Raw genomic sequence first — 13,465 nt, 5'->3', positions numbered from 1 at the left:
CCGATTATTGATTTGATTTCCACATTTCTCGTGCCCGAATCAAATCGTCTTCCGTATCAATTCCGATTCCAATGTGCGTTGTTTCAACCATTTTGATGCGTTTTCCAAATTCCAAATACCGCAATTGCTCTAATTTTTCCGAAGCTTCTAATGATTGCATTGGTAAACTGTAAAAATCCAATAAAGCTTCTTTGCGAAAAGCATAAATACCAATATGTTGAAAATACCGAACACCAACATTTTTTTCTCTGGCAAAAGGAATTACGGATCGTGAAAAATATAAGGCAAACTGACTTTGATCCACCACAACTTTTACATTATTTGAATTATTAATTGCCGATTCATCTTTAATTTCGCGCATCAATGATGCTAAATCTACTTTTCCTTCAGTATCATTTTTAAAAACTGCAATCAATTTTTTTAATGATTCTGTATCAATAAAAGGCTCATCGCCCTGAACGTTTACTACAATATCAACATCTAAATTTTCAACCGCTTCCGCAATTCGATCCGAACCTGATTCGTGTTCGCGTATACTTTTAATTGCTTTTCCTCCTTGCGATTCGATTTCATTAAAAATCAAATCGGAATCGGTAACCACGAATACATCGTCAAACAATTGCGATTGAACAGCCGCTTCATAGGTTCGAGTGATTACAGTTTTACCACACAAATCTTGCATAAGTTTCGCAGGAAATCGTGTGGAGGCATATCGTGCAGGAATTACAGCTATGATTTTCATTGGTATTTTATTAATTTGTGCTATTATATAAGTTTAAAAATTGAACCTAATCTGATTTTGAAACAGGCGATTTTTCCATGTCGAAAACTAGCATCGAAACTTCAACTCTGAACCATTCTTTAAACATTTTGTTTGTTCTTTTTTGCGGCCAAACTTTTTTATCAGTACTCCATCCTTCTAGTTCAAACATAAAAAATTTGTCGAACTTTTTTGTAATCCAAACTTCTAAATTTTCAATTTCTTCATCAACTAAATAAGTTGAAACTTGATTCGTTTGAAAGTGCTCTTCTTCTGGATATAATTTATTAACCCAATCAATAAAAGGCTTTAATGGCTTTAAAACAATGGCATTGCGATTGATAAAATTTTCTTGAAATTCTTCAATGGATTCTTCATTACCTATTTTATCAAGCATATTTGCAAGAAAACCTTCTTCTTCTTGAGTAACAACCGTTAAAATAGGATTTTCTTCTACCTCTTCTAAATCATAGTCCACGATGAAATTACCATATTGTTTAAAATTTAAAACTTTATAATTAACCATACGCTGCAAAACCGCAACATCTGCGATGTTCTCATTTGCAACTTTTAAATATGAATCACTTTCGTCCTCTGGTAAAATACTTTTCATATTACCAAAATTCCAAGCCGAAATTCCAAATTCAATAATATCTTCATAAAACTCAACATCCCTGAAATCATTTACGAAAGGCGTTAAAAAATTTTCAAATAATTCAGAATATTTCACTCCCTGATTTTGAACAACTGTATTATCTTTAAACAAATTGATTACTTTTTTTTTCATTTCTTAATGTTTGATTAGTCAAAACTAACAATTATTTCTGCCATAATTTCAGAAGTTGAAAAAATTAGAGCGAAATATTGTCTTTATGTCCGCTACGTTATCCTCACCTACTCTAGAACTTAAAATCAATTCTCCTCGAAAAACTCATCTTTAAACCCAATTAAATACAACTTATCTTTTGCCCGAGTCATTGCCGTATAAAGCCATCTCACATAATCTTGTGTGATACCGTCTGGCAAATAAGGCTGTTCAATAAATACCGTATTCCATTGACCACCTTGTGACTTATGACATGTTATAGCATAAGAAAACTTGACTTGCAAAGCATTAAAAAACTCATTTTCTTTTACTTTTGCCAAACGTTTGTATTGAGCTCCTTCACTTTCGTAATCGGCTAAAACTTCTTGGTACAATCGATTGGATTCTTCGTAGCTCAACGAAGGTGTTTCGCTTGTTGTCGTATCTAATAAAACGATGGTTTCAAAGGGAATTTGATTTGGATAATCGACCATTCTGACTTTTACTTTGGCAAATTTAAAACTGTACAATTCCATGAAGCCAAAAATTTCAAGAACTTCGATGATGTCACCGTTGGCAATAAAACCAGCTTCATCGCTGTCTTTCAACCAGAAATAATTATTTTTTACCACCATCAAGAAATCGCCTGTAGAAAGTTCGCTTTCCTTATCCAGAATTTTCATCCGAATTTGTTGGTTGTAAGCGTTAGCACGTTTATTCGAACGGACAATAAAAGCGGTGTCTTCAATACTGTAATTACTATAAGCCGATTGAATAGCGTCTTGAATATCATAACCGTCTTGCAATCGCGTGATGTCTTTAAAACCGCGAAGTGAAAACTTGAATTCCTCAAAAAATTGTTCTTCCAGCAATTCCCGAAGTGCCGTTGCATTGTATAAAATCCCTGAATTTTCCTCTTGTCGCATTACTTCGTCCAACTCAATCGACTCGACTTCCATGTCGTAATTGAGTCGCAAAATATCAGTATTTAAAGCGGGCGATTCGTCTCTATTTATCGGAGGTAATTGTGCCGTATCTCCCAAAAGCAACAATTTGCAATTTGTTCCTGAATAAATATAAAACATCAAATCATCCAACAGCGAACCATTGGCATACATTTTATTTTCATAATCCGAATCGGAAATCATCGACGCTTCATCGACAATGAAAATCGTGTTTTTATGCTTGTTGGGCATGATGGTAAAAGTCACGCCTCCACCTTTATTTTTCTTTGGGAAATATATTTTCTTATGAATGGTAAATGCTGGTTTATCGGAATAATTGGCAATTACCTTTGCGGCACGACCTGTTGGCGCCAGAAGTACGTATTTCTTATTAAGTTCCACTAAATTATTTACAATCGTAGAAATGACTGTGGTTTTTCCCGTTCCCGCATATCCTTTTAATACGAAAATTTCATCTTTCTTGTCATTGGTGAGAAAAACAGCAATTTGTTGGAAAAACAAATCTTGCTTCGTTGTTGTGACAAAGGGAAATTTTCGCTTTAGCGTAGAATAGAATTGAGTGGAAGTCATAATTTAAGTTCAAGAAAGGCAAAGTACGGAAAGTTTTTCTTAAGCCTGCATAAAAAAACCGACTTTGTCATGCTGAATTTATTTCAGGATCTAAATCGTTTAAAGTGAGATTCTGAAATAAATTCAGAATGACAAGTACATTTTTCAAACTTTCAAATCACACTTTTTTAAAATTATCGTAAGTTTGTCGCGCTATATAAAAGTCCGTCAAATTGAGTCTCAATATTACAGAAAAAAACTACCGAAAACTCGTTCTTCAAGTTTCCTTGAATGGATTCAGCTTTTGCGTGGTGGATACTCTGAATGATGAAATTCTTACTTTTCAAGAGGTACTTTTTAACGTATTTCAGCGAAATAACAAAGTAGAAGATTTATATTGGAAAGCGTTTCTCGACCACAAAGAATTGACTAAAATATACGATGAAGTTGTTGTTATTCACGACAATAATCTGAATACATTTGTGCCAAAAGCTTTGTTTGACGAAGAATATTTAGCTAGTTATTTGCAATACAATACTAAAGTTTTCGAAACGGATTTTTATACTTTTGATGCGATTCAAAACCAAGAAATCAATAACGTTTATGTTCCGTATGTAAATTTGAACAATTATTTGTTAGACCAATTTGAAAGTTTTGATTACAAACATTTCAGCAGCATTCTATTGGAAAATTTGTTAGCATTTTCAAAAAACAAGGAAGAGACACAAGTTTTCGTTCATTTTAGTACTGAAAAATTCGAAATTGTAGTGTTGAAAAACCAACAATTACTGCTTTTCAATTCATTTGATTATGCTACAAAAGAAGATTTCATTTACTATCTTTTATTTACTTCCGAACAATTACAACTCAATCCCGAATCATTCCATTTACATCTTTTAGGAGCTATTTCTGAAGAAAGCGAATTATTTGAAGTTGCCTATAAATATGTTCGAAATGTTCAATTATTGGACGTTTTAGGACTACAAACCCGTAATAATTTTACAAAAGCCGACAATCTAAAGCATTTTATACTTTTTCAATCGTGAGAATCATTTCAGGAAAACACAAAGGACGACGCATTTCGCCACCCAAAAATCTACCCGTCCGTCCCACGACGGATATGAGTAAAGAGGCATTATTTAATGTTTTGAACAATCATTTTAATTTCAGCGGACTCAAAGTGTTGGATTTATTTGCCGGAACTGGAAACATCAGTTACGAATTTGCTTCCCGTGGTTGCGACAACGTAATTTCTGTGGATGGCGATTTTGGTTGCATAAAATTCATCAAACAAACTGCTGACGAATTTGACTTTAACATCACTGCAATCAAAAGTGATGTAATGAAGTTTTTGGAAAAAAACACAAGTTCATACGACATCATTTTTGCAGACCCTCCTTACGGTTTTGACCAACAAACATTTGAAAATATTGTAAAAATAGTTTTTGAACGCGAATTATTACAAGAAGATGGAATGATGATTATTGAACATTCCAAATACACAAAAATGACCGAATTGGATAATTTTTCCTTTCAAAAAGGATATGGTGGTTCGTTTTTTAGCTTCTATGAGTTGAATCAAAATGACGAGGAAGTGGATGGTTTGGAAGAAGAGGAAGGTTAATTAATAATAATATTATAAAAAAGCCACTAATTTCGATTAGTGGCTTTTACGTTTAATAATGATTTAGCGTCATTACCTCACCCGATTTCCGTTTTCATCAACCGCTCTTTCTTTAAAAGTGGAATTTGTAAACTTACCAAAAGTATATTTTAAAGCTACAGCTAACTCATACGTGTCAACGAAAAAAGTAGCTTGGGAATTAATGAATTTGTTTTGAATCTTCTCTCTGTATTCGCCTCCATTGAAAATATTGTTATAGCTCAAGGTACACGACCAATTTTTATACTTTTTAGAAATTGAGCTGTCCAAAACAAACATAGCATCTCTCTCAAAAATTCCTTCACTTCGATTGGTCAATCCCCAACCTCCTATTGAAATTGTCCAATCTTTCTTCAAATTAAATGTCTGATTTGAATAATAATACAAGTAAGGATTCGCATTTCCAAAATTTGCAGAGTCGTCTTCAAATTTACTAACATTGACACTCAAAACAGTGTCGGACCTCCAAAATCGGTACTTGAACGGAATTGTAAATTCAATGTTGTAGCCTGTTTCTAAATCAAAATTTTCAGGACGGTAATATACTATTTTATCAGTTGTATTGTACTGAAAACCATAATTCATGACGTCCTTGTTTTTGTAATAGGTAAGTTTTACTGATTTGTTTTTGTACTGAAAATTTGCAAATACTTCGTCTGAAATCGTCGGATTCAAATTGACATTACTCGAGAATACAAAATAAGGATTGATAAACGTTTGACCATTTCCCGTAGAAGAATAATTAGGCCTAACAATCGATTTTGCGTAATTAAATGAAATTGCTTTTGTGGAATCTATGGTAATTTCTGCCTGCAATTTCGGAAAGAGATTGATGTAATTTTTGTCAACCAAGTTGGAAGAAATAGCGTCGTACTTGCCTTTTACCTTTGTTTTTTCTGCTCTAATTCCAACAAGCCAAGACACTTTCTTGCTATTTCCTGAAATTTGGCTGTATGCAGAAGTATTCTGTTCTTTCAATAAATACTTTGAATTCACCTCATTATTCGATTGAAAATCAAATAGCATTAAATCTGTAGTTGCATTTGCAAAATTATGCCCGACTCCTACTTCCAGTTTCATTTCATTATCAAACTTTTTCTCAAAATCAATTCGAGCAGAAAACACATCCACTTTGAAATGCTGTTTCACATTTTGAAAAGCCTCAAATGTTGTCTGATTATAATTATTTGACGAACTGATTTCAGATGAATTCACGAAACTACTGTATTGTATTCCTGCAAAGAAGCTCGAATTATTGTTAAACTTCTTACTATAATTGGAAATTGCATTGAGGAAATTTCTATTGCCTGTTGTTAATCCAGCGGTTTCAATTTTCGATAAATCATTTAAAATTTGATAATTGGTTTTGGTTTTAAAATCGAAGCTATCTTCTTTTAAATTTCCATTAATTGAAAAGGAAAAGGAATCTTCATTATTGAAAGTTTGATAAATTCCAGCACCATAAATATAATTATTCCTTTTTGTAAAACCTGCCACATTGTAATCTGAAATTATTTGATTTGCAGGAATCGCGTACTTATTTGCATTACTTTCCCAAGGATTGAGCTTGTTGTAATTGAAATTTGCTCTTAATTCTGTTCTTCTAAATTTCAAATTAGAATTTACACCTAAAAAATTATTGAATTTCTTTTTGAAAGATGCTGTTTCAGAAATCACCGTTTGAAAACCTTCGCTAGCACTTAACTTTCTAGTAATCAAAATTACGACGCTTCCTTCCGCTTCATATTTTGCCGAAGGATTATTTAGAATTTCAATGGATTTAATATCGGATACTGAAAGTGCCAATAAATCGTTCATCTCAATTCTTTGATTGTCTAAGTAAAGAAGTGGATTTCCTTTTCCAATTATTGAAATAGTTGCAGCATCAGCACTTATTTGCACTTTTGGCAACTTTGAAAGCAAGTCCAATGGATTGGAAATTGAACTTAAAATTGAATTCGCTACTTCAATTTTAATATTCCCATTTTTGTAGGAAAAAGTCTTCGGTTGAAGTTTAATTTGCACTTCCTCCATTTTATAGATGGTATCTTTTTCAGAGGTTTGTGCCATCCCGTTCGAAACTGTCAAAATAAATAGTAAATGTACATAGTATTTCATCCTATACATTGTTTAACCAATTCATCCAATCTTCGGCTATTTTATCCCAATTATAAACTTCCTGATTTACAATTCCATTTGAATCTTTCGGAAAATAATTGTGTTCTAAACCCACATAACTTTTAAAAGTAAAGTTCTTTTTTTGCTCCCGAATGGCTTCAATTTGGAATAAATCATTGAAAGAAACGCCCCAATCGTGTGTTCCGTAAGTGACTAAAACAGGGATTTTCAAGTCCATTAAATTATCACGTTGCGGAAGAGAAAAACTATAGGTTGCCTTCGAAGTATCGCCACCATCGTATTGAATTTCAGCTTTATTCTCAACAATATCTTTCCATCGTTCAATCACTTTTTCGCCTCTAGGCAAACTGTCCTTTTCTTCAGAACGACTTTGTTCTAAAATAGTAGCCATTCGTCCGTACGGATTTCCCCCGGAATAAATTAAATGCGTGATTTTCTTATTTATGGAAGCCATTTTTACCGCAATTGTACTTCCTTCCGAATGTCCAGCCACTAAAAGTTGGTTTATTTTTACCCAGCGTTCTTTAAATAATTGCTTTAAAATCCAGTTATTTCTGAAAACATAATAGTCCAAATAGTTTCTGTCAATATATCCTTTTGGTGGAATTTCCTTTTCTATATCTTTCAAAAACATGTAATTTCTACCTAATTTATTCACATTAGAAATGATTGGAATAAACGGTTTGCCAATAATCACAATATGAAAATCATCCAAAAAATGCATTTCGTCAAAAGGTAAAGTTCCGTACAATCCCGTTTCATCATACTTCACGACCGGTTGTGGCATACTTCCTTGACAAAACAAAAAAAGCGGTTTGGCAATCTTTTCTTCCCCTGGTTTTGAAATCACAATAATATCAACTGGGTCGTCCAGATACTTCATTTTGATATGACGGTAACCGAAATCTTCAGGGATTTTTTGAGCGAAGGCGAAGGTTTTTGAAAGTAAAAACATAGTAATATAGATTAAATGATTCATCGTTTTGATTTAATTACAAATGTGCTTCTATTTCGTCGTTGCGAAAGTTAATCGTAGGTTAATGCAGGGTTAATGTGTGATTTATGGGAGAAAAGATGTATTTTTGGCGGGTATTTTAAAGGTTATGCGGCAAAAAATAAATCTTCTAATTATCGGTTCGTCGGCTGTTTTGGTTGGCTTGATTGTGATGCAATATTTCTTGGTCAAAACGGCTTATGAATATAAGGTAGAGCAGTTTCGACTGGAAGTGAAAGAAAAAATTGCTAAAATCACCAATGATTACAGCGATATTGATTCGACTTTGTTTGTCAAAAAAGATTTGTACTATAAGCAAGTTGCCGAAGATTATCTGCTAAATCCCGACCGAAAAGAACGCATCAAGCAATCTATTTTGCAGAATAGTTTCAAACGTGAATTAACTGCAAAACTACAACGCCAATTTGAACAAGAAATCCCGGATTTGCAAATGGATTTTGCTATTGTCTTGGATAAATTTGTTTTGTACAACAACACCGAATCCGATACTGTTTTTGCTGAAAAACCTTTAATTGCGAATAAATTATACGGTGATTTGATTTCACTAGACAACGCTTTTTTGGTTCGAAATTACGTTGGAACGACAAGCGGTATTTTACATCCCAATGCGGATAATTCCACTTATCAATTATTGACCGAAGACACTTTATATGTTTCCATAAAAAACTGGGAATTAATCGTATTGAAACGAATGGCTGGTATTTTTTTGTTGGCGGTTTGTTCTATTTTAGTTTTGATTACTTTATTTGTAATTGCTTTGAAATCTTTGATTCAGCAGAAAAAAATCAGTGATATCAAAACGGATTTCATCAATAATATAACCCACGAATTGAAAACGCCTTTGGCAACTTTATCCGTTTCGACTAAGCTGTTGAGTCGTCCTCAAATTGCTGAAAATCCAAAACATTTCAATGGACTATTAGATACAATTAATAGACAAAATAATCGTTTGCAGCATTTGATTGACCAAGTAATGACGAACGCTTTAGGTCATAATGAAATTGATTTACACAAGGAAAAAACGGCAATGCCTGATTTTCTGCACCTCATTATTTCCGACTTTCAGATTGCTTTTCCAAATGTGGCAATTAGTACGAATTTTAGTTCAACAAAAACGAATTTAAACTTGGACCGATTTCATTTGACAACGGCAATTACTAATGTTTTAGAAAATGCCGTAAAATATGGTTGCCAAAACATTGTAGTTTCAAGTACAGTCAAAAACAATGAATTCTGTCTGGCTATTCAAGACGACGGAATTGGAATTTCAAAGAAAAATCAAGCATTGTTGTTTGACAAATTCTATCGAGTGGAACAAGGAAACATTCACACTACCAAAGGTTTGGGCCTTGGCTTATATTATGTAGAGCAAATTGTAAAAGCCCACAAAGGCACGATTCAGATTGTGAGTGATTTAGGAAAAGGGGCGACTTTTAATTTAAATATTCCTTCCGTTTAAGATGAAAAAAATCCTTTTAGCTGAAGACGATGCCGATTTTGCACAAGTATTAAAGCAATATTTAGAACTCTTTGACTTTGACGTACATTGGGTTCAAGATGGCGAAGAAGCTTTTTCTGCCTTTCAAAGAACAGATTTTCAATGTTGCATTTTGGATGTAATGATGCCCAAAATGGACGGTTTTACTTTAGCCGAAAAAATAGTCAATCACAATCCAGAAGTTCCTTTCCTATTTTTGACAGCCAAGAAGTTGAAGGAAGATAAAATCAGAGGTCTGAAATTGGGTGCTGATGATTATATTGTGAAACCTTTTGAAGCGGATGAATTGGTTTTGCGAATTCAGAATATTTTGAAACGAAGCGAAAAAACAATTTCAATAGCGACTCAAAAAACTGAAATTCAAATTGGGATGTTTACGTTTGATACGCAAAGATTGCAGTTAAAAAGTACCGATTCACTTCAACAGTTGACGGAAAAAGAGGCTTCACTCCTGCTCTTTTTGTTTGAACATAAAAATCAATTGCTGAAACGCGAAGTGATTTTAAAAGCGATTTGGGATACAGATGATTTCTTTTCTGGGAGAAGTATGGATGTTTTTATTAGTCGATTAAGAAAGTATTTTAAGGAAGATTCTAGTATTTTGATTGAAAGTAAACGGAATCTGGGATTGGAGTTTAGAATTATGAGTTATGAATTATAGTTTGGAATTGCTAACTGAAAACTAATATTCAGCGTCAGGAATGAAGCGTGAGGGATAATAGTGGAGCTCTTTTTATTATTGTTTTTTTTAACAGTAATAAAAAAGCGGGAACGGATAGCCTTCCGATAGCTATCGGAACAAGCATCACTCCCAAAAAAATGTTTTGATTATTATAAAAAAAAGCAGACCTATAAGCCGGGTTCTGTTCACATAGAATTTGACTTCTACGTTACCTTATCATTTATCTAGGCTTGTAATTACTCACAAGCTCTATCTTTCTACCCTTCAACAACGGGCGAGTGACCCTTAAATGTTGATATACTTGAAATTTCACCGCATAGAGTTTACCTGGTTTCACTACAGCATTACCTGTACATACTTTCTGTTGCACTTGTCCTAATTCCAATAAATCGGAACCGACGGATGTTATCCGCTATGCTACTCTTTGGTGTCCGGACTTTCCTCCTCGATAAATCGAGACGATAAGGCGGTCTGCGGTGCGAAATTACAACTAAAAAGCGAAAATATAACGAAGGTTGAATGTTATAACTCGGAAATTAAATTCTGTAAAGAAAATGGCATTCAATAAAGGTAATTTTATGAGACCAATAATTTATAAAAAAACACGATTATGGAACGTCAAATGTATCATTACGCAACGGTCTCAAAAGCACTTGAAGAATTAACTGAAAAAGGATATTCTGTGGATTATAATTTGCAGGAAGACAAGATAATTAACAGTCCGGCCGATTTTACTATCGAGGAAATTTACCGTTATGAAGGCGAAACGGATCCGGGAGATGAGGCAACTGTTTTTGGAATCAAGTCTTCTACCGGTGAGAAAGGAACTTTTGTGGCTGGAATGAATGCTTATACTGAAAATAGTGCGGCTCAAGTTTTGAACGAACTTTTTATTAAAGGTCGACAAGAATATAATGCTAGTAAAGAATAATTTTAGATGCAGCAACTTCAAAATAGATTAGAAAAAATTGGCAGTGATACTAAAATTACTGCCAAATCTGTTGGTTTACGTTATGCGGGATTTTCAGAAAAAGGTTTTTACCGCTTTAAGAAAGGTGACAAATTCATTTTTAAGGATGAAAACCAAACTATTGTAAAAGATGCAGCAATTATTGAACGTATTAATAAATTAGTAATTCCGCCGGCTTGGGAAAACGTTTGGATTTCGCCTTATTCCAATGGACATTTACAAGTTATTGGAAGCGATGCAAAAGGCAGAAAACAATATCGCTATCACGAAAATTGGAATAAAATTCGGAATCAATCGAAATTTTACCGCTTGCGTAATTTTGCGAAAGCATTACCAAAAATCAGAAAGCAAGTTGACAAGGATTTAAACAAACGTGGACTTCCTTACGAAAAAGTAGTGGCTTTGGTCGTGAAATTAATTGAAAACACAAACATCAGAATCGGTAACGAAGCCTATAAAAAACTGTACGGTTCTTTTGGATTGACGACGCTTCGTGACAAACACGTAAAATTTCAGGGAAGCGAAGTTACCTTTACATTTAAAGGCAAAAAAGGGGTTCATCATCAAATTGCATTGAAAGACAGAAAGTTGATGAACCTCGTTAAAAAATGCAAAGAAGTTCCGGGTCAAGAGTTGTTTCAGTTTTATGATGACGGCAAACACCATTCTATAGGTTCAAGCGACGTAAATGCTTATTTACAAGAAGTCACGAAACAAGATTTTACGGCGAAAGATTTTCGAGTTTGGTCGGGAAGCGTTCATGCACTTTGCAACTTTTTAGAAGATGAAGCGCCTGAAAACCCAACACAATGTAAGAAAAAAGTAATTGAAGTTTTGGATAAAGTTGCTCAAAAATTAGGTAATACTCGAGCCGTTTGCAAAAAATATTACGTACATCCTACTGTTTTAGCGGCGGCTGAAAAAGGCTCGATTTGGTTGTACAAAGATGCAAAAACAGTGAAACACCGAAACCTAAATCCCGAAGAAAAAATCTTGATGCACTTATTAGAGCATGAAAAAATTGCTGCAGTTTTGGGGTGATTTAAAATAAATTCAAAGATTTTTCTGCTTACAAAAAATAATTCACAGAAAGTTGCTTGAAAATTTACAATCAATATGTTGCAAATCATTGAGCTATTTTTTTGAACTATAATCCGAAAATATTTGTTATTTTTAAAATTATTTGATTTGATATAAATAATTATGGAAAAACTAAATAACATAACGCCCGGAGAAATTCTACTTGAAGAATTTTTAATTCCTCTAGAAATTACACAATACAGATTAGCAAAAGAGTTGCTGAAATTATAGAAGGTAATAGACGAATAACTGCTGATACAGCTTTGCGTTTGAGTCATTATCTTGGAAATTCCGCTAAATTTTGGTTAGGAATTCAAGATGATTATGATATTGAAAAGGAGAATTCACTTAATGTCAAAGAGTTTAGTTTGATCATAAGGGTCAAGAGGGATAAAATGGATGTATGATGTTTAAATTATATTTAAAGATTTTATAATTTGCAACCTTAAAAAAGTTGATTGCTAATCTAGATGATGACTTTTAACATTTTTCAAAAAATTAAATGTTAAATTAAATTTTTAAACTATATTCTAATAATAATAATAATATACATTTGAGAAATTAATTAACAAAAAATTTAACAATGAATTTCAAAAACAAATTTCAAAAACAAATTTCAGAAATCTTTTTCTATTAATTTTGGGACTTGGACTAACACTAGCTTCATGCAGTGAAAACACTACTTCGGATGAAAATTTTTAATTCCTCCGTTTCCCAAGCTAGTGAAGAAAATGCGCATAAGAAAGAAGTTAAAGATAGACTATTCTTAGAATATGATTACAGATATTATAAAGATTATATTGCAGAAGGTATAACCTATCTAGATGATAATTATGTGATTTTCGATATGGATGTAAGAGAAGGTTTGAATTACGATGAAATAATAACAATTGACTCAAAAAATATTCAAATTACTAATATCAATAATAATGGATATGATTTACACATTAATCTTGAACAAGAAAATTCTAATACTAATGTTATTTATACCATTGAAGACTATTCATATAAGATTTCAATTCCCGGCCTTGTAGATAGTGAAGATATTGCTAGAAATCAATTTGAGGCTCCAGCTAATCTATCAGTAAATGTTGTATGTCCTCCATGCATTGTAGCTTTAGTAGGAATAGTAGTGGGAGGTGCATATTGTGCTTGGAAACAACATGAAGCAAGTACTAATTGTAAAGAATCTTACAAAGATTGTTTAGATCACAGTTCTCCTGGAACTTCTTGTTCATATCATTTCTCTTCTACATCTTGTGGTGGCGAGTGTCAAATTAAACCTGTAGTTTTAGGTCTTGTTAATCACTTTTAAATTTATAATTATGAAAAATTGGTC

12 protein-coding genes, 1 other RNA gene and 1 pseudogene are annotated in these 13,465 nt (G+C 33.0%); 8 read left to right on the top strand and 6 right to left on the bottom strand.

Annotated features, from left to right (window positions below; all coding sequences use genetic code 11):
- Positions 1-4 precede the first annotated feature (4 nt).
- The 3 genes from kdsB to H602_RS0103220 all read right to left on the bottom strand — a co-directional run bounded on the left by kdsB (position 5) and on the right by H602_RS0103220 (position 3,100).
- Positions 5-742 carry a 3-deoxy-manno-octulosonate cytidylyltransferase gene (kdsB, locus tag H602_RS0103230; RefSeq protein ID WP_026976719.1) on the bottom strand — a complete coding sequence of 246 codons (738 nt, stop codon included), beginning with the start codon at positions 740-742 and terminating at the stop codon, positions 5-7.
- A 46-nt stretch (positions 743-788) separates the two neighbouring features.
- A complete protein-coding gene (locus H602_RS0103225; protein ID WP_026976718.1) occupies positions 789-1,547 on the bottom strand; it encodes a hypothetical protein in 759 nt (252 codons plus the stop codon).
- Between the two features lie 125 nt (positions 1,548-1,672).
- Complete coding sequence (locus tag H602_RS0103220) at positions 1,673-3,100, bottom strand: ATP-dependent DNA helicase (protein ID WP_026976717.1); 1,428 nt, start codon at positions 3,098-3,100, stop codon at positions 1,673-1,675.
- Positions 3,101-3,312: 212 nt separating this feature from the next.
- Here H602_RS0103220 and H602_RS0103215 point away from each other — a divergent pair, with 212 nt between their 5' ends.
- Together H602_RS0103215 and rsmD are read left to right on the top strand one after the other, a co-directional pair.
- Complete coding sequence (locus tag H602_RS0103215; protein WP_026976716.1) at positions 3,313-4,125, top strand: DUF3822 family protein; 813 nt, start codon at positions 3,313-3,315, stop codon at positions 4,123-4,125.
- Positions 4,122-4,703 carry a 16S rRNA (guanine(966)-N(2))-methyltransferase RsmD gene (rsmD, locus tag H602_RS0103210; RefSeq protein ID WP_026976715.1) on the top strand — a complete coding sequence of 194 codons (582 nt, stop codon included), beginning with the start codon at positions 4,122-4,124 and terminating at the stop codon, positions 4,701-4,703. Before H602_RS0103215 ends, rsmD begins: the two co-directional genes overlap by 4 nt.
- Positions 4,704-4,775: 72 nt before the next feature.
- Here rsmD and H602_RS0103205 read toward each other — a convergent pair whose 3' ends face one another.
- Entirely contained in the window at positions 4,776-6,860 is a 2,085-nt protein-coding gene (locus tag H602_RS0103205) for an outer membrane beta-barrel protein (protein ID WP_026976714.1), read from the bottom strand.
- A 1-nt stretch (position 6,861) separates the two neighbouring features.
- Positions 6,862-7,860: a dienelactone hydrolase family protein gene (locus H602_RS18090; protein WP_051224128.1), complete on the bottom strand. Its 999-nt coding sequence runs from the start codon at positions 7,858-7,860 to the stop codon at positions 6,862-6,864.
- Between the two features lie 124 nt (positions 7,861-7,984).
- Between H602_RS18090 and H602_RS0103195 the strand changes: the two genes are divergently transcribed.
- Positions 7,985-9,355 (top strand): sensor histidine kinase, encoded by a 1,371-nt coding sequence (locus H602_RS0103195; protein WP_026976713.1) that lies wholly within the window; start codon positions 7,985-7,987, stop codon positions 9,353-9,355.
- Between the two features lies 1 nt (position 9,356).
- Positions 9,357-10,055 (top strand): response regulator transcription factor, encoded by a 699-nt coding sequence (locus H602_RS0103190; protein ID WP_026976712.1) that lies wholly within the window; start codon positions 9,357-9,359, stop codon positions 10,053-10,055.
- A gap of 175 nt (positions 10,056-10,230) precedes the next feature.
- On the opposite strand, the gene rnpB is transcribed toward H602_RS0103190, so the two are convergent.
- Positions 10,231-10,554, bottom strand: an RNA gene (gene rnpB / locus H602_RS19265) — RNase P RNA component class A.
- Between the two features lie 132 nt (positions 10,555-10,686).
- Between rnpB and H602_RS0103185 the strand changes: the two genes are divergently transcribed.
- The 4 genes and pseudogenes from H602_RS0103185 to H602_RS0103170 all read left to right on the top strand — a co-directional run bounded on the left by H602_RS0103185 (position 10,687) and on the right by H602_RS0103170 (position 13,441).
- Positions 10,687-11,007: a hypothetical protein gene (locus H602_RS0103185; protein ID WP_026976711.1), complete on the top strand. Its 321-nt coding sequence runs from the start codon at positions 10,687-10,689 to the stop codon at positions 11,005-11,007.
- Between the two features lie 6 nt (positions 11,008-11,013).
- Positions 11,014-12,087, top strand: a complete 1,074-nt coding sequence (locus tag H602_RS0103180) for a DNA topoisomerase IB (RefSeq protein WP_026976710.1) — start codon at positions 11,014-11,016, stop codon at positions 12,085-12,087.
- 162 nt (positions 12,088-12,249) lie between these two features.
- Positions 12,250-12,533 (top strand): annotated as a pseudogene (locus H602_RS18085) (HigA family addiction module antitoxin).
- Between the two features lie 281 nt (positions 12,534-12,814).
- Positions 12,815-13,441: a hypothetical protein gene (locus tag H602_RS0103170; protein ID WP_026976709.1), complete on the top strand. Its 627-nt coding sequence runs from the start codon at positions 12,815-12,817 to the stop codon at positions 13,439-13,441.
- Positions 13,442-13,465 lie beyond the last annotated feature (24 nt).

It is taken from the genome of Flavobacterium tegetincola DSM 22377 (assembly GCF_000425485.1).
Taxonomy (GTDB): Bacteria; Bacteroidota; Bacteroidia; order Flavobacteriales; family Flavobacteriaceae; genus Flavobacterium; species Flavobacterium tegetincola.
Note: the sequence above shows the minus strand (reverse complement) of the source record. Positions and strands in the feature narration are given on the sequence as shown.